15 protein-coding genes and 1 other RNA gene are annotated in these 16582 nt (G+C 60.9%); 4 read left to right on the forward strand and 12 right to left on the reverse strand.

The annotated features are described in order from the left end of the window. Positions 1-4: 4 nt before the first annotated feature. The 9 genes from mraY to rsmI all read right to left on the reverse strand — a co-directional run bounded on the left by mraY (position 5) and on the right by rsmI (position 9020). Complete coding sequence (gene mraY / locus PSFL_RS02220) at positions 5-1087, reverse strand: phospho-N-acetylmuramoyl-pentapeptide-transferase (protein ID WP_029297824.1); 1083 nt, start codon at positions 1085-1087, stop codon at positions 5-7. Then, positions 1087-2457 carry a UDP-N-acetylmuramoyl-tripeptide--D-alanyl-D-alanine ligase gene (murF, locus tag PSFL_RS02225; protein ID WP_252117426.1) on the reverse strand — a complete coding sequence of 457 codons (1371 nt, stop codon included), beginning with the start codon at positions 2455-2457 and terminating at the stop codon, positions 1087-1089. The genes mraY and murF overlap by 1 nt, the downstream gene beginning before the upstream one ends. Next, a complete protein-coding gene (locus tag PSFL_RS02230) occupies positions 2450-3913 on the reverse strand; it encodes a UDP-N-acetylmuramoyl-L-alanyl-D-glutamate--2,6-diaminopimelate ligase (protein ID WP_170059373.1) in 1464 nt (487 codons plus the stop codon). The genes murF and PSFL_RS02230 overlap by 8 nt, the downstream gene beginning before the upstream one ends. Continuing rightward, complete coding sequence (locus PSFL_RS02235) at positions 3913-5655, reverse strand: penicillin-binding protein 2 (protein WP_169959848.1); 1743 nt, start codon at positions 5653-5655, stop codon at positions 3913-3915. The genes PSFL_RS02230 and PSFL_RS02235 overlap by 1 nt, the downstream gene beginning before the upstream one ends. Beyond that, the gene (gene ftsL / locus PSFL_RS02240) at positions 5655-5948 is read right to left on the reverse strand and encodes a cell division protein FtsL (RefSeq protein WP_057438173.1); all 294 of its coding nucleotides are present in this window, start codon (positions 5946-5948) and stop codon (positions 5655-5657) included. The genes PSFL_RS02235 and ftsL overlap by 1 nt, the downstream gene beginning before the upstream one ends. Continuing rightward, positions 5945-6892, reverse strand: coding sequence for a 16S rRNA (cytosine(1402)-N(4))-methyltransferase RsmH (gene rsmH / locus PSFL_RS02245; RefSeq protein WP_029297816.1), 948 nt, complete (start codon positions 6890-6892; stop codon positions 5945-5947). The genes ftsL and rsmH overlap by 4 nt, the downstream gene beginning before the upstream one ends. Next, a complete protein-coding gene (gene mraZ, locus PSFL_RS02250) occupies positions 6889-7344 on the reverse strand; it encodes a division/cell wall cluster transcriptional repressor MraZ (RefSeq protein ID WP_003171868.1) in 456 nt (151 codons plus the stop codon). The genes rsmH and mraZ overlap by 4 nt, the downstream gene beginning before the upstream one ends. 354 nt (positions 7345-7698) lie before the next feature. Next, positions 7699-8052, reverse strand: an RNA gene (gene rnpB / locus PSFL_RS02255) — RNase P RNA component class A. Positions 8053-8147: 95 nt separating this feature from the next. Then, positions 8148-9020: a 16S rRNA (cytidine(1402)-2'-O)-methyltransferase gene (gene rsmI, locus PSFL_RS02260; protein ID WP_115128973.1), complete on the reverse strand. Its 873-nt coding sequence runs from the start codon at positions 9018-9020 to the stop codon at positions 8148-8150. Between the two features lie 219 nt (positions 9021-9239). Between rsmI and PSFL_RS02265 the strand changes: the two genes are divergently transcribed. From PSFL_RS02265 to PSFL_RS02280, 4 genes are all read left to right on the forward strand, one after another. Further along, a complete protein-coding gene (locus PSFL_RS02265; protein WP_115128974.1) occupies positions 9240-11051 on the forward strand; it encodes a penicillin-binding protein activator in 1812 nt (603 codons plus the stop codon). Next, on the forward strand, positions 11051-11422 hold the full coding sequence (locus PSFL_RS02270; RefSeq protein WP_115128975.1) for a YraN family protein: 372 nt from the start codon (positions 11051-11053) through the stop codon (positions 11420-11422). The genes PSFL_RS02265 and PSFL_RS02270 overlap by 1 nt, the downstream gene beginning before the upstream one ends. Before the next feature lie 104 nt (positions 11423-11526). Beyond that, entirely contained in the window at positions 11527-12120 is a 594-nt protein-coding gene (locus tag PSFL_RS02275) for a phosphoheptose isomerase (protein ID WP_057438165.1), read from the forward strand. Continuing rightward, positions 12117-12698 (forward strand): BON domain-containing protein, encoded by a 582-nt coding sequence (locus tag PSFL_RS02280; protein ID WP_057958495.1) that lies wholly within the window; start codon positions 12117-12119, stop codon positions 12696-12698. The genes PSFL_RS02275 and PSFL_RS02280 overlap by 4 nt, the downstream gene beginning before the upstream one ends. 68 nt (positions 12699-12766) lie before the next feature. Here PSFL_RS02280 and PSFL_RS02285 read toward each other — a convergent pair whose 3' ends face one another. The 3 genes from PSFL_RS02285 to PSFL_RS02295 form a co-directional block, all read right to left on the reverse strand. Beyond that, positions 12767-13528, reverse strand: coding sequence for an OmpA family protein (locus PSFL_RS02285; protein ID WP_029297808.1), 762 nt, complete (start codon positions 13526-13528; stop codon positions 12767-12769). A 166-nt stretch (positions 13529-13694) separates the two neighbouring features. After that, the gene (locus tag PSFL_RS02290; protein ID WP_273879148.1) at positions 13695-14339 is read right to left on the reverse strand and encodes an MBL fold metallo-hydrolase; all 645 of its coding nucleotides are present in this window, start codon (positions 14337-14339) and stop codon (positions 13695-13697) included. 12 nt (positions 14340-14351) lie between these two features. Continuing rightward, positions 14352-16541 (reverse strand): OsmC domain/YcaO domain-containing protein, encoded by a 2190-nt coding sequence (locus PSFL_RS02295; protein ID WP_397469666.1) that lies wholly within the window; start codon positions 16539-16541, stop codon positions 14352-14354. Positions 16542-16582 lie beyond the last annotated feature (41 nt).

Below are 16582 nucleotides of genomic sequence, written 5' to 3' on the forward strand. Positions count from 1 at the left end.
GTTTCTACCTCAGTTTCAGGGTGGCAAGGCCAACCAGCACAAGAATCACGGTGATGATCCAGAAACGGACGATCACCCGTGGCTCCGGCCAGCCCTTGAGTTCAAAGTGGTGATGAATCGGCGCCATGCGAAACACGCGGCGACCGGTCAACTTGAAGGACGCAACCTGGATCACCACCGACAGGGTCTCCATCACGAACACGCCGCCCATGATGAAAAGGACGATTTCCTGGCGCACGATCACGGCAATGGTGCCCAGGGCCGCGCCCAGCGCCAGGGCACCGACGTCGCCCATGAACACTTGGGCCGGATAGGTGTTGAACCACAGGAAGCCCAGTCCGGCACCGATCAGCGCACCGCAGAACACAATCAATTCACCCGCGCCCGGTACATACGGGATCAGCAGGTATTCAGCGAATTTCACGTTACCCGACAGGTAGCAGAAGATGCCCAGGGCGCCGCCCACCATCACCGTCGGCATGATCGCCAGGCCGTCGAGGCCATCGGTCAGGTTGACCGCGTTGCTGGAGCCGACGATCACGAAATAGGTCAACACCACGAAGCCAATGCCCAACGGGATGCTGGCATCCTTGAGCATCGGGAAAATCAGGGTGGTTTCCACCGCGCTCGGCGCAGTCATATAAAGGAAGATCGCCGCGCCCAGGCCGAACACCGATTGCCAGAAATACTTCCAGCGGCTTGGCAGCCCCTTGGAGTTCTTCTCGATTACCTTGCGGTAGTCATCGACCCAGCCAATGGCGCCGAACAGCAGGGTCACCAACAACACCACCCAGACATAGCGGTTGGCCAGGTCGGCCCAGAGCAAGGTGCTGATGCCGATGGACGACAGGATCAACGCGCCGCCCATGGTCGGTGTGCCGGACTTGGACAAGTGCGACTGCGGGCCGTCATTGCGCACGGACTGGCCGATCTGCAGGTTTTGCAGAGTACGGATCATCCATGGCCCCAGAAACAGCGACAAACACAGCGCGGTCAGCACACCCAGGATCCCGCGCAGGGTCAGGTACTGAAAGACCGCGAAGCCTTTGTGGAACTGTTGCAGATACTCAGCCAGCAGCAGCAGCATTAATGTTTCTCCGTACTTGAGCCACACAAGGCCGCGACGACGTTTTCCATCACCGCGCTGCGCGATCCCTTGATCAAAATGGTTGTGTGTTTGTCTTGTTCGGCTACGCCCAGCGCCTGGATCAACTCGGCCTGGCTCGCGAAGTGCCGCGCGCCCAAACCAAACGCGGCGACGGCGTGGGCCATGTTCGGGCCGACGGCGTAGAAGGCGTCGACTTTGCCACTGGCGTAGGCACCCACTTCGCGGTGGGACTGTTCGGCCCAGTCGCCCAGCTCGGCGATATCACCCAGCACCAGCACCTTGCGACCGTCAAAGCCTTTGAGCAGGTCAATGGCCGCACAGATCGAGGACTGGTTGGCGTTGTAAGTGTCATCAATCACGCGCATGCCGTTGCTCGCCAGTTGCGCCACGGTGCGACCCTTGACCGGTTGCACTGCGCCAAGGCCGGTAGCAATGCCGAACAGCGACACGCCCAGGGCGTTGGCAGCGGCGGCGGCGGCCAGGGCGTTGGCAACGTTGTGGTTGCCCAGCAGGTTCAGTTGCACGTGCTCATCACCTTGCGGACTGTGCAGGGTGAAAGCCGGGCAGCCACGGGCATCGAGCGTGATGTTCGAGGCATGGAAGTCCGCCGCGGCGTTGTGCACGGCGAAGCTCAAGACCTTGCGCCCGGCGGCACGTACACGCCAGGTTTCGAAGGCCTTGTCATCGAGGTTCAGGACTGCGGTACCGGAAGCGTCCAGGCCCTCAAGGATTTCACCCTTGGCCTGGACGATCTTCTCGGGGCCACCAAACTCGCCGACGTGGGCAGTGCCCGCGTTATTGATAATGGCGACGTGCGGCCGGGTCATGGCCACGGTGTAGGCAATTTCGCCAATGCGCGACGCACCCAGCTCGATCACGGCGGCGGTGTGTTCCGGCGCCAGTTCAAGCAGGGTCAGCGGTGCGCCGAAGTCGTTGTTCAGGTTGCCACGGGTCGCCAGCACCGGCCCGCGCGTGCGCAGGATACCGGCAAGCAGTTCCTTGACCGTGGTTTTGCCACTGGAGCCGGTGATCGCCGCCACCGGATTGGTGAACGCCGCGCGGTTCAGCGCGCCCAATTGACCCAGGGCCAGACGGGTGTCGGCCACCAGCAACTGCGGCAGTGTCGAGTCAGTGACTTCACGCTGCACCAAGGCACCGACCGCGCCTTTGGCGGCCACCTCATTCAAATAGTCATGCCCGTCGAAGCGCGGGCCGGCCAGGGCGACAAACAGTTGCCCCGGCTTGATGTTGCGACTGTCGATACTGACGCCGTCGAAGCTGCAATCGCTCGACAACACACGGGCCGACAAGGCCTGGGTCAGTTCGCTGAACTGCATGGCCTTAAGCATGGGCTACCTCCCACGCGGTCAAGGCGCGATCGGCCTCGACCAGATCGGAGAAGGCATGGCGTTCGCCGTTGATTTCCTGGTAGTCCTCATGGCCTTTACCGGCCAGGACCACCACATCGTCAGCGCTGGCGCTGGCGATCAATTGGGCAATGGCTGCGCCGCGACCGGCGACGAAGCTCACCCGAGAGGCGTCCTGGAAGCCTGCGCGGATATCATCGAAAATCTGCCTTGGCGCTTCGCTGCGCGGGTTGTCGTCAGTCACCAGTACACCATCGGCCAGGCGCTCGACGATCTCGGCCATCAGCGGGCGTTTGCCGCGATCGCGGTCGCCGCCGCAGCCGAACAGGCACAGCAACTTGCCCTTGGCGTGAGGGCGCAGGGCTTCGAGAACTTTTTCCAGGGCATCCGGGGTGTGGGCATAATCGACCACCACCAGCGGCTGCGTCCCGCCACCCAGGCGCTGCATACGCCCGGCCGGGCCTTCAAGCTTGGGCAATACACGCAAGATTTCGTCCAGGGCGTAATCCAGGCCCAGCAAGGCGCCGATGGCCGCGAGGACGTTGCTCAGGTTAAAGCGACCGAGCAAGGCACTGCGCAAGTGGTGCTCGCCCTGGGGCGTGACCAGCGTCGCGAGTACACCTTCGTCATTGAACTGGGCTTCGCGGCAATACAGGTAGGCGCTGGAGTCTTCCAGGCTGTAGCTGATCAGGCGCGCTTCGCTTTTTTCTGCGGCCAGTTGGCGCCCGAATGCATCATCGAGGTTCACGACGCGGCACTTCAGATCGGTCCAGCCGAACAGCTTGGCCTTGGCAGCGGCGTACGCCTCCATGCTGCCGTGGTAGTCCAGGTGGTCGCGGGACAGGTTGGTCATCACTGCCACGTCGAATGCCAGGGCGGTGACCCGGCCCTGGTCCAGGCCATGGGACGACACTTCCATGGCCACGGCCTTGGCCCCGGCCTTTTTCAAGTCGGCCAGGGTCGCCTGCACGGCAATCGGGTTCGGCGTGGTATGCAGGCCGCTTTGCAGCGCCCCATAAAAACCAGTGCCCAGGGTGCCAACGATGCCGCAGTGCTGGCCCAGCAGGTCCAGCGCCTGGGCCACCAGCTGGGTGACACTGGTCTTGCCGTTGGTGCCGGTGACGCCAATCAGGTTGAGCTGGCGGCTCGGGTCGCCATAAAAACGCCCGGCGATATCCGACAACTGCGCCGCCAGGCCCTTGACCGGAATCAACGGCACATCGGTAATCGGTAATACAGTGGCGCCTTCGACTTCGTAGGCCACCGCCGCCGCGCCGCGCTGCAGGGCGTCGGCGATATGGGCACGACCGTCGAACTTGCCGCCTGGCACAGCCAGGAACAGGTCGCCAGCACGTACGTTACGGCTGTCCAGACTCAGTTCGCGAATCAACAGATCGCGGCCAGCGTGGGCGAAAATCTTGTTCAGGCTAAGAGACATCAGCCGCGCCCTCCATTGGCTTTTACAGCAGCGGCCGGTGGTCCGGCGTTGGCTTGTTGGGTCGGCGGCAGGTTGTCCGGCGTGATGTTCATCAAACGCAGGGTGCCGGACATGACTTTGCTGAATACGGGGGCCGAGACCAGGCCACCGAAGTAGCCGGCCTTGCTCGGTTCATCAATGACCACGACGATGGCGTAACGCGGATCGCTCATCGGGCCGAAGCCAGCGAACAGCGAACGGTAGGAGTTTTCGGCATAGCCCTTGGTGCCCACCGACGTCTTCCGTGCGGTACCGGACTTGCCGGCCACGTGATAGGCCGGGACCTGGGCACGGAACACGCCGCGTGGCGCCTCGATCACTTGTTGCAGCATGGTCTGCATGGTCTTGGCGACGTTTTCCGGGATGACCTGTTCGGATTTCGGCGCTTCGTCCAGGTGGATCAGGCTCAACGGCGTCATGCGGCCATTGTTGGCCAGCACAGAAAAGGCGTGGGCCAGCTGGATCGCGGTCACCGACAGGCCATAGCCATAGGACAGGGTCGCGGTCTCGGCCTTGCGCCACTCACGGTAGTTGGGCAGGTTGCCGACGCGCTCGCCCGGGAAGTCCAGGCCGGTAGGCTGGCCCAGGCCGATCCTCTGCGCCAGGTGGTAGATGTTTTCGCCGCCGATATCGAAGGCGACTTTACTCATGCCGACGTTACTGGAATTGATCAGGATGCCGGTCAGGTCCAGCACCGGGCCTTCGCTGCGGGACACGTCGCGAATGGTGTACTTGCCCAGTTGCAGGGTGCCCGGATAGACCTCGACTTTGTCGGTCGGCTTCCAGCGCCCGGATTCCAGGGCCGCACTCATGGAGATGGCTTTCATGGTCGAACCCGGCTCGAACACGTCGATCATCGCGCGGTTGCGCATCATCGCCGGTTGCAGGTTGCGACGGTTGTTCGGGTTGTAGGTCGGCTGGTTGACCATGGCGAGGATCTCGCCGGTCTTCACGTCCATGATCACCAGGCTGCCGGCTTTTGCGCCGTTCTCGATGATCGCGTTGCGCAGCTCGCGGTTGGCCAGGTACTGCAGGCGCAAGTCAATCGACAACGCCAAGGGCTTACCGGCCTTGGCGTTTTTGGTGACTTGGACATCCTTGATCAGTCTGCCGCGCCGATCCTTGATGACCTGCCGCTTGCCGGGAACCCCGGCCAGCCACTCGTCGTAGGCCAGTTCCACCCCTTCGCGGCCATGGTCATCAATGTCGGTGAAGCCGACCATGTGGGCAGTGGTCTCGCCGGCCGGGTAGAAACGCCGGAATTCCTCGATGCCGTAGACACCGGGGATTTTCAGGTCGAGCACGCCTTGGCCCTGTTCCGGGGTCAGGCCGCGAACCAGATAGATGAATTCTTTGTTGGCCTGGGCTTCAAGACGCTCTTTAAGGGCCTTGGGATCCTGACCGAGGGCGTGGGCCAGCTCGGTCCATTTGTCCTTGACCGCTTGCAGTTCCTTGGCGTTGGCCCACAGCGTGGTCACCGGGGTACTGACAGCCAAGGGTTCACCGTTACGGTCGGTGATCAGCCCGCGGTGCGCAGGAATCGGGATATGACGCAGGCTGCGGGCATCGCCCTGGCCGATCAGGAAGTCGCGATCCACCACTTGCAGGTCGACGATGCGCCAGGCAATCGCGCCCACCATCAACGCGAGCAAGCCCAGCACGACGCGGAAGCGCCACGGGTAGAGTGCGCCTTCGAGTTTCATCATGGCGCCACCATGCGGACTTCCGCCGCGCCAGGAATGTGCATCTTCAGCTGTTCGGAGGCCAGCACTTCGATGCGGCTATGGGCCGTCCAGGTGCTTTGTTCAAGAATCAGCCGGCCCCACTCCGCCTGGGCCTTGTCGCGCACACTCAATTCGCCGTACAGGCTATTGAGCAGTTGACGGTTCCAGTGGGCGCTGTAGGACACCGCAATTGCAGACACCAGTACGCCGACGTACAGCAGCATCATAAAGAAGCTGCCGCCCGGCAGGGGCTTGGCGAAAAGCTTGCTCACCGCAACTTCTCCGCAACACGCATGACGGCGCTGCGAGCACGTGGGTTGGCCTTGAGTTCGGCTTCGGAAGCGAACTGCGCTTTGCCATGAATTTTGATTTTCGGCACAAAGGCTTCGAAACGTACCGGCAGGTTGCGCGGCAGGTTGTCGGTTTCGCCCTTGACCAGGCGACGCATGAACAATTTGACGATGCGATCTTCCAGGGAGTGGAAGCTGATCACCACCAGGCGACCGCCCACTTCCAGGGACTCCAGGGCAGCCTCAAGGCCAGCCTCCAGGTCGCCCAGTTCGTTGTTAACGTGAATGCGCAGGCCCTGGAATGCACGGGTCGCCGGGTTCTTGCCCTTTTCCCATGCCGGGTTGGCGACTTTCAGTACTTCGGCCAGGTCGGCGGTGCGCTCGAACGGCTGGATTTCCCGGCGCTCGACCACGGCACGGGCCATGCGGCCGGCGAAACGCTCTTCGCCGTATTCCTTGAATACGCGGGTGATTTCTTCGTGGGGCGCGGTGGCGATGAACTGCGCGGCGCTGATGCCACGGCTCGGGTCCATGCGCATGTCCAGCGGACCATCATTCATGAAACTGAAACCGCGCTCAGGGTCGTCCAACTGCGGCGACGACACGCCCAGGTCCAGCAAAACCCCGGCCACCTTGCCCGCCATGCCCCGCTCGGCGACTTCCGCGCCCAGCTCGGCAAAGCTGCGCTGCACAACGACAAAGCGGCCGTCTTCGGCCGCTAGCGCTTGCCCGGTGGCAATCGCCTGGGGATCCTTGTCGAATCCGAGGAGTTTGCCCTCCGGGCCGAGCTGGCTGAGGATCAAACGGCTATGCCCGCCGCGCCCGAACGTGCCATCCAGATAGCAGCCATCAGGGCGCACGGCGAGAGCCTCGACGGCTTCGTCAAGCAGCACGGTGATGTGGTTAAAGCCGCTATCAATAGTCACAGGATCAAATCACGCAGTTCATCAGGCATGGCGCCCGGTTGTTGAATAGCAGCCAGGTCAGCTGCAGACACAGCATCCCAGGCATCTTCGTCCCACAATTGGAACTTGTTCAGTTGGCCTACCAGCATCGCGCGCTTATCAAGCTTGGCGTATTCGCGCAGACGCGGTGGAACCAGGAAACGACCACTGCCATCGAGTTCGAGGTCGACGGCATTACCAATCAGCAGGCGCTGCAAACGGCGGTTTTCTTCACGCAACGAAGGCAGAGCGCGCAACTTGGTTTCAATCAACTCCCACTCATCGAGGGGGTAAACGCACAAACAAGGATCAACGGCATCAATCGTGATGATTAACTGCCCGGAACTTCGCGAAATGAGCTCGTCACGATACCGGCTCGGCATGGCGAGACGGCCTTTTGCATCGAGACTGATAGCGTTAGCTCCGCGAAACACAGGTGCGTTTCTCCAAATTTTAGCGTTTTACGTTCAAAAAACCCACTTTGTGCCACTTTCCGCCACTTGCGCACACTATAGGAATGCGCCCACCACACCGTCAAGGCGCGGATTAAAGGAAAAGCCTTACAGAACGGAGATTTAGGAGCGTAAAAGGAGGAGAAACGAGAGTTCGGCGATGTTTTTGACTCAACAAACGCAAATAGCTCAAAGAGCTAGAGCTTGAACTTAAAGTAATTTATTAAGAGTAAGATTTTTTCGGTATTACGAAGACGCATCTGCCAATGATTTGGCAGGGAGGGATTCTTGCGTTACTACCTGGTTTCTGCCCGAGACTCGTGCAGAAGGAAAAAGGTGGAGAGTCGATCTATAAGCCGGGTTCTGTCTTGAACAGTCATTCGTCTACGATGGCCATCACTGGACATCTTTAGCAACCTACCCGGTTCCAGCGCGGGCCACGCCTTGGAACCCTATTTGGTCTTGCTCCAAGTGGGGTTTACCTAGCCACGAACTGTTGCCAGTCGCGCGGTGCGCTCTTACCGCACCTTTTCACCCTTACCGGCACCGAAGTGCTTAGGCGGTTATTTTCTGTGGCACTTTCCGTAGGCTCACGCCCCCCAGGCATTACCTGGCACTTCGCCCTATGGAGCCCGGACTTTCCTCCCCCCCCTAATTTTCATAGAGGGCAGCGACTGTCCAATCGACTCTCCGCCGCGAAGGTTAACGGCACGGCGGCCTTAGAACAAGTATTAAAAGACAGCATTGCCATCACGTTCCGACGCCGTGCACGTTAAACCCTGGAACTATTCGCTCTTTTGCTTATCGAGCGCGGCCTGATACAGCACGTTCTTGCGCACACCGGTGATTTCGGCTGCCAGAGCTGCGGCGCGCTTGAGTGGCATTTCCTTGAGCAGCAGGTCCAGCACGCGCATGGCTTCGCTGCCCACGGCATCTTCAGTTTCTGGCGCGGCCCAGCCCGCGACCAGCACGACGCATTCGCCACGCTGCTGATTGCTGTCACCCTCGACAAACGCGCGCAGCTCTTCCAGCGGCAGGCCCTTGAGGGTTTCAAAGGTCTTGGTCAGCTCCCGTGCCAGCAAGGCCAGGCGTTCGCCACCGAAGACCAGCTCCATATCTTGCAGGCACTCGAGGATACGGTGCGGCGCCTCGTAGAAAATCAGGGTGCGCGGCTCTTCCTTTAACAGTTCCAGGCGCGCCCGGCGCCCCACGGCCTTGGCCGGCAGGAAACCTTCGAAGATAAAGCGGTCGGACGGCAAGCCCGCCGCCGACAAGGCGGCAATCAACGCACACGCCCCGGGAACCGGAACTACATTGATGCCCGCCGCCCGCGCCTGACGGACCAGGTGGTAACCGGGGTCGGAGATCAATGGCGTACCGGCATCGGAAATCAACGCCACGTCATCGCCCGCAAGCAGACGGGTAATAAAACGACTGCCCTCGTCACGCTCATTATGCTCATGACAGGCCGCCAGGGGCGTGGTGATACCAAAGTGCTGCATCAGGCGCAGCGAGTGCCGGGTGTCTTCCGCCGCAATCAACTTGGCTTCGCGCAACACTTTCAGCGCCCGCGCGCTGATGTCGTCCAGGTTGCCAATGGGCGTCGCCACCACAAAAAGCGAGCCAGCAGTGGAATTCAAAGGACCTGGAGCAGTCAAAGCGCACACCTCAAAGATTGGCAAAAGCCATATTGTAGCGCGTAGACGTCAAGAAAATGCGCCAACGGGGTCGTGTCCATCGGGTCTGTTTGCGGCGGTTACTGACGCCCTGCAACATTTAAACGATCTAAATAGACGGTTTCACGCCACTAACATCGCGCCCGGGCCAGTGCTTGGGTACAATTCCACGCTAATTTGATCGGTATCAGGAACACTTACATGATCGCTTGCCTGCGGCTGTTCTCTGCCCTTTGCCTGGCTGCCCTGTTGGCGGCTTGCGCAAGCTCGCCCTCGTCAAGCCTTGGCGAACTCCCACGGACCCCGGATGCCACCATCGAGCAACTGCTCGAACAGGCGACTTCGGCCAAGACTCCAGAAAAAGCTGCACTGCTGCGCCTGAGCGCGGCGGACATGGCCTTCCACCAGAACAATCCTGGGCGCTCCGCGCAGATCCTCGCGCAAGTGCCGCTGGACAGCCTCAAGCCGGCCGCCCAGGTCTTCGCCAGCACCTTGACGGCAGAACTGGCCATGGGCCGCAACCAGCCCAAGGCTGCGTTGACCGCGCTGAGCCATCCGAGCCTGCAAAACCTCAAGGAGTTGCCGCCGGAACAACAGATCCGCACTGGCAGCGTGCATGCCCGCGCCTATGAAGCCGACGGTCAGACCCTGGCCGCCGCCCGCGAACGCGTGGCCATGGCTCCGTTGCTGACGGGCGATGCTGCCGCCAGCAACCACGAAGCCATCTGGAGCCTGATTGCCGCCGTACCTGGCGAGCAGTTGCAGGCCAGCGGCAATCCGGTCCTCGACGGCTGGATCAGCCTGGCCCAGGCCGTGAAAAACGCCGGCACCCTGGAGCAGCAGCAAGCCGCCATCGATACCTGGCGCGTGCAGAACCCTGCGCACCCGGCGGCGGTGCAACTGCCGACGCCGCTGACCAAGCTCAAGGAACTGGCCAGCCAACCGCTGAATAAAATCGCCCTGCTGTTGCCGCAGCAAGGCCCGCTGGCCAGCGTAGCCAAGGCCCTGCGCGAAGGCTTCGTGGCCGCGCACTACCAGGCGCAACAGGCCGGGCAAAAGCCACCTGTCATCGAGTTCTATGACAGCTCGCGCGTCAGCTCCATCGATGAGTTCTACAAAAAGGCCCAGGCTGATGGCGTGCAACTGGTGATCGGCCCGCTGGAGAAGCCGCTGGTCAAACAACTCAGCGCCCGCCCGCAACTGCCCATCACCACCCTGGCCCTGAACTACAGCGAGGGCGACCAAGCCCCTGCGCAACTGTTCCAGTTCGGCCTGGCTGCCGAGGACGAAGCCCGTGAAGTGTCGCGCCGTGCCCGCGCCGACGGCCTGCACCGCGCAGCCGCCATGGTGCCGAAAGGCGAGTGGGGCGACCGTGTACTCAAGGCCTTCCGCCAGGACTGGGAAGCCAACGGCGGCACCCTGATCGGTGTCGAACATGTCGACCAGCCTGTGGCCCTGGCCCAGCAGATCGCCGATCTGTTCAAACTGCGCCAGAGCGAAGGCCGCGCCAAGAGCCTGCAAAGCACAGTCGGCACTGACATCGCGGCACAGCCATCGCGTCGCCAGGATATCGAGTTCATCTTCCTCGCCGTGACGCCGCAACAGGCTCAACAGATCAAGCCGACGCTGAACTTCCAATACGCGGGCGATGTGCCGGTATATGCCACTTCCCACGTGTTCAGTGCCAGTGGCGACAAGAACCAGTACAACGACATGAACGGCATTATGTTCTGCGAAACGCCGTGGCTGCTCAACACCACCGACCCGCTGCGCAATCAGGTTGCTACACAATGGCCACAAGCCAATGGCAGCTTGGGCCGCCTCTATGCGATGGGTGTGGACGCCTACCGCCTGGCGCCACGCCTGGGTCAACTCAAGGCGCTGCCCGACACCCGCATCGACGGCCTTTCCGGCAACCTGGGCATGAGCCCGAGCCAACGGATCGAACGCCAGATGCCGTGGGCCAAGTTTGTCAGTGGTCAGATCGAACGCTTGCCCGATACCCCGCGCTGATGCCCCCACGCTCCAGCGCAGAAACCGGCAAGGATGCCGAACAACAAGCACTTGAACACTTGCAGCGACAAGGTCTGCGCCTGCTGGCGCAGAACTGGTTGTGTAAACGCGGCGAGCTTGATCTGGTCATGCTTGACGGCGATACAGTAGTATTTGTCGAAGTCCGCTACAGAAAATACGCACAATGGGGTGGTGCGCTCGCCAGTATCGACGAGCGCAAACGTCAAAAGCTGATACTCGCCGCGCAGTTTTTCCTGCTCAGTGAACATCGCTGGGCCGAGTCCCCCTGCCGTTTCGATGTGGTTGCCATAGAAAGCAGCCCCCACGGAACCGCTGGTCTGAACTGGCTGCGCAACGCCTTCGACGGCTGAGCGCCACCGGCACAGACCGGACATCTTCACCGCACACTTTTGCTCTTTGCTTTGCGGGCTGCACATTCGTGTGCCATACAGCCGCGCTACTTAAGGTCACACAGATGGACATGCAATCCCGAATTCGCCAGCTTTTCCAGGCCAGTATCGATACCAAGCAACAGGCGATGGACGTACTTGCACCGCACATCGAGCAAGCCAGCCAGGTCATGGTCAACGCCCTGCTCAACGAAGGCAAAATGCTTTCGTGCGGCAACGGCGGTTCGGCCGGCGACGCCCAGCACTTTTCCTCCGAGCTGCTCAACCGCTTTGAGCGCGAGCGGCCGAGCCTGCCGGCTATCGCCTTGACCACCGATTCGTCGACGATTACCTCGATCGCCAACGACTACAGCTACAACGAAATCTTTTCCAAACAAATCCGTGCCCTCGGCCAACCGGGCGATGTGCTGCTGGCGATTTCCACCAGCGGCAACTCGGCAAACATTATTCAAGCGATCCAGGCCGCACATGATCGCGAAATGATTGTCGTAGCATTGACCGGGCGCGACGGTGGCGGCATGGCCTCACTGCTGCTGCCCGAAGACGTGGAGATCCGTGTCCCGGCCCATGTCACTGCACGTATTCAGGAAGTCCATCTGCTGACGATCCACTGCCTGTGCGATCTGATCGACAGCCAACTGTTCGGGAGTGAAGAATGACCGTTAACCGCCTCAGCCTTATGGCCATCACGCTGTGCCTCGCTATCAGCGGCTGCACCTCGGCCATCACCGCGACCCGCGACTCCCCTATCCAGGACGACCGCGGCACGCGCACCTTTGGCAGCAAGATCGATGACTCGCTGATCGAGACCAAGGTCGGCGTCAACGTCGCCAAGGCCGCCACCGACCTGGGCAACGGCGCATCGCGCATCGTCGTGACCAGCTTCAACGGCATCGTGCTCCTCGCCGGGCAAACCCCGCGCGCCGACCTCAAGACCCAGGCCGAACAAGCCGCTTCGACCGTGCAACGGGTCAAGAAAGTCCATAACGAATTGCAGGTCGCACAACCCATCACCCTGCTGGCAATCAGCAATGATGCTGTGCTGACCACCAAGATCAAGGCGCAGATGCTCACCGACAGCGCGATCCCCGGCTCGCGGATCAAGGTGGTGACTGACAACGGCATCGTCTACCTGATGGGCCTGCTGACCCAGCAGGAAGCCACCCGCGCCACCAACCTGGTACAGGGTGTGTCCGGGGTACAGAAAATTGTGAAGCTGTTCGAATACATCGACTGATGTAATCGCCAGCCACAAAAAAGGGCGCCGTGCATTGACTGCACGGCGCCCTTTTTATTGGCTGGCGGTTACTGGTACTGCTGGTACGGATTGCCCTGGAACTGGTTGTTCTGCTGCTGTTGCTGCGCAGGCTGGCCGTACTGCTGACCCGGGATCGGGCCGAGGTTAACCTCGACACGACGGTTCTGCGCACGACCGTTGACATCAGCGTTGCTGGCAATCGGGTTATCCGGGCCGGCACCACGGGTGGTCAGGTTGGTCGGGCTCACACCTTGGGAGGTCAGGTAGTTGGCCACGCTTTGCGCACGCCGTTGGGACAGGTCCATGTTGAGCTGGCGGCTGCCGGTGCTGTCGGTATAGCCGACAATCTGGATGGTGTTCTGGTTGAACTGCTTGAGCGACCCGGCCAGGTTGTTCAAGGGGGTGTAGAAGCTGCTGGCGATAGCATCGGAGTTGGTGGCAAACGTGATGTTACCCGGCATGATCAACTTGATCTGGTCACCCTGGCGCTGCACCTCGACGCCGGTGTTGGCCATGCTTTCCCGCAATTTCTTTTCCTGCTGGTCAGCGTAATAGCCGTAACCGGCAGCGCCGATACCGGCCACGGCGGCGCCGATCAGCGCGCCCTTGCCACGGTTGTTGTGGTCAATGGCTGCACCGGCCAAGGCTCCCGCCAACGCGCCGAGGCCGCCGTACTTGGCGGTTTTGCTCATGCCTTGTGAACCGTTGTCCGCCTGTCCCTGGCTGCCATCGTAAGGGTTAGGGGAAGCACAGCCCGACAATAGGGCTACCGCGGTAGCAACAACAAGCAGACGACGCGAAGTGAACATGAGGGAAGCTCCTACTTTTGCATTCTGTGATGCAGAGGACATTGGCAATGGACCTGTGCCGAGTTTGGAACGCGACAAACGGCAAAAATTCCGTGCTCCGCCGCGCACCTGTGACAAAAGATAAACACCGGCACGCTCACCTCAACCCTAGCAGAGCCTCGCCCTGTCAGGCCCTGACAAACGGATTTTCGCGCATTTCATCCCCCAGGCGCGTATCCGGGCCATGCCCTGTCACCACGGTCGCCTCTTCGTCCAGGGTGTACAGACGCTGCTGGATCGAGCGCACGATGGTCGCCTGGTCGCCACCCCACAAATCCGTGCGCCCTACCCCACGCCGGAACAAGGTATCGCCGGCGATCAGCAACTTGGCATCGGCAAACCAGAAACTCATCGACCCCGGCGTATGCCCAGGGGTATGCAGGGCCACCCCGCAGCCACAGGCCAGCTCCTCATCATCGGCCAACCAGCGATCCGGTGACGGTACCGGGGTGTAGGGCACACCGAACATCTGGCACTGCATTTCCAGGTTATCCCACAGGAACTGATCTTCCTTGTGCAGGTGCAGCGTGGCGCCGGTCTTCTCTTTCAACTGGCCGGAAGCCAGGAAGTGGTCCAGGTGCGCATGGGTGTGGATGATGCTCACCACCTTCAGGCCCAGCGCGTCGAGCCGCGCCAGGATCAGCTCATGGTTGCCACCCGGATCGACCACGATGGCCTTCTTGGTGACCGGGTCGCCGATGATTGTGCAGTTGCACTGCAACGGGCCGACGGGGAAGGTTTCGCGGATCAGTCGGGGGGTTGTGGCGTGCATAAGGACTCCCTTCTAGCTGTTGGCCCGTGCGGCGTGCAGTTTTTTGTAGCTGTCGATCAGCCGCAGGTGTCGATCCAGGCCTTCGAGCTTCATGCTGGTCGGGGTCAAACCATGGAACCGCACGCTGCCCTCCACCGAACCGATGGCGGCGTCCATGCGCTCGTTGCCAAACATCCGGCGGAAGTTGGCCTCGTAGTCTTCCAGCTCCAAATCCTCGTCCAACTGCATCTCCAGCACCGCATTCACTGCCTGGTAGAACAGGCCGCGTTCGACGGTGTTGTCGTTGTATTGCAGGAACATCTCCACCGCTTCCTTCGCCTCTTCATACTGCTGCAAGGCGAGATAGATCAGCAGCTTCAACTCAAGGATCGTCAACTGGCCCCAGGCCGTGTTGTCGTCAAATTCAATGCCGATCAGGGTGGTGATATCGGTGTAGTCATCCAGTTCACTTTCCACCAGGCGCTCGACCAGCGCTTGCAGGCCGTCTTCATCCAGGCTGTGCAAGTTGAGGATATCGCCGCGGAAGAACAGCGCCTTGTTGGTGTTATCCCAGATCAGGTCGTCGACCGGATAGATTTCCGAATAGTCCGGCACCAGGATGCGGCAGGCCTTGGCGCCGATATGCTCGTACACCGCCATGTAGACCTGCTTGCCCATGCCTTCGAGAATGCCGAACAAAGTCGCGGCCTCTTCGGCGTTGGAATCCTCACCCTGGCCGGAAAAGTCCCACTCCACGAACGCGTAATCGGACTTGGCACTGAAGAAGCGCCACGACACCACGCCGCTGGAGTCGATGAAGTGCTCGACAAAGTTGTTCGGCTCGGTCACCGCATGCCCTTCAAAGGTCGGCTGCGGCAAGTCGTTCAGGCCTTCGAAGCTACGGCCCTGAAGCAACTCGGTAAGGCTGCGCTCCAGCGCCACTTCCAGGCTTGGGTGGGCGCCAAACGAGGCAAATACGCCGCCGGTGCGCGGGTTCATCAGGGTCACGCACATCACCGGGAACTCGCCGCCCAGGGATGCATCCTTGACTAGCACCGGGAAACCCTGCTCTTCCAGGGCCTGGATACCGGCGAGGATGCTTGGGTATTTGGCCAGCACTTCGGCCGGGACATCCGGCAAGGCGAATTCACCTTCAATGATTTCGCGCTTCACCGCACGCTCGAAAATCTCCGACAGGCACTGCACCTGGGCCTCAGCCAAGGTGTTACCGGCACTCATGCCGTTGCTCAGGTAGAGGTTCTCGATGAGGTTGGAGGGGAAATACACCACCTCGCCGTCAGACTGACGCACAAACGGCAGTGAGACGATGCCACGCTCTTCATTGCCGGAGTTGGTATCGATCAGGTGTGAGCCGCGCAACTCGCCATCGCGGTTGTAGATCTTCAGGCAGTACTCGTCGAGGATTTCCGTCGGCAGCGCGTCTTTACGGCCGGGCTTGAACCAGCGCTCCTCCGGGTAATGCACAAACGCCGCATTGGCGATTTCTTCGCCCCAGAACTGGTCGTTGTAGAAGAAGTTGCAGTTCAGGCGCTCGATAAACTCGCCCAGGGCCGACGCCAGTGCGCCTTCCTTGGTCGCGCCCTTGCCGTTGGTAAAGCACATCGGCGAATGGGCATCGCGGATATGCAACGACCAGACATTGGGCACGATATTGCGCCACGAGGCGATTTCAATCTTCATGCCCAGGCCCGCGAGAATGGCCGACATGTTGGCGATGGTCTGCTCCAGCGGCAGGTCCTTGCCCGCGATGAAGGTGCCCGCGTCTGCCGCAGCCGCCGGCATCAGCAACGCCTGGGCGTCGGCGTCGAGGTTTTCCACCTCTTCGATAACAAACTCGGGCCCGGCCTGTACCACTTTCTTTACCGTGCAGCGGTCAATGGAGCGCAGGATGCCCTGGCGATCCTTGTCGGAAATATCCGCCGGCAACTCGACCTGAATCTTGAAAATCTGGTTGTAGCGGTTTTCCGGGTCGACAATATTGTTCTGCGACAGGCGGATATTGTCCGTGGGGATATTGCGCGTGCTGCAGTACAACTTCACAAAGTAAGCCGCACACAACGCCGACGAAGCCAGGAAGTAGTCGAACGGACCGGGGGCCGAGCCATCGCCCTTGTAGCGAATCGGCTGGTCGGCCACCACGGTGAAGTCATCGAACTTGGCTTCAAGCCGGAGATTGTCGAGAAAATTGACCTTGATTTCCATGCGGGATTACCAGAATAGCGGAGCAAACGAATTGGCCGCCA

The organism is Pseudomonas sp. DD1 (genome assembly GCF_044510355.1).
Taxonomy (GTDB): domain Bacteria; phylum Pseudomonadota; class Gammaproteobacteria; order Pseudomonadales; family Pseudomonadaceae; genus Aquipseudomonas; species Aquipseudomonas shahriarae.